A 280-nucleotide genomic window follows, 5' to 3' on the forward strand; every position below is an offset into this window, starting at 1 on the left:
GGAGGCTTAGCTCAGCTGGGAGAGCATCTGCCTTACAAGCAGAGGGTCGGGGGTTCGATCCCCTCAGCCTCCACCATAAGAAAATTGAGAAATGCCTTTTAATGTCGCGGGGTGGAGCAGTTCGGTAGCTCGTCGGGCTCATAACCCGAAGGTCGTAGGTTCAAATCCTACCCCCGCAATTAATTTCCTGTTGGAAATGCCTCTGGAACTGTGGTGTAGAGGCCTAACATGCCTGCCTGTCACGCAGGAGATCGCGGGTTCGAATCCCGTCAGTTCCGCC

Annotated in this window: 3 tRNA genes; all 3 read left to right on the forward strand. The window is 55.0% G+C overall.

Annotated elements, in window-relative coordinates:
- The 3 genes from ACL9RM_RS26685 (at window position 1) to ACL9RM_RS26695 (ending at window position 278) form a co-directional block, all read left to right on the forward strand.
- A tRNA-Val gene (locus tag ACL9RM_RS26685) sits at window positions 1-76 on the forward strand.
- A 29-nt stretch (window positions 77-105) separates the two neighbouring features.
- A tRNA-Met gene (locus ACL9RM_RS26690) sits at window positions 106-179 on the forward strand.
- A gap of 25 nt (window positions 180-204) precedes the next feature.
- Window positions 205-278: transfer RNA gene (locus ACL9RM_RS26695), tRNA-Asp, on the forward strand.
- The last annotated feature ends 2 nt before the right edge of the window (window positions 279-280 follow it).

The organism is Paenibacillus sp. S29 (assembly GCF_049319765.1).
Classification (GTDB): domain Bacteria; phylum Bacillota; class Bacilli; order Paenibacillales; family Paenibacillaceae; genus Paenibacillus; species Paenibacillus polymyxa_B.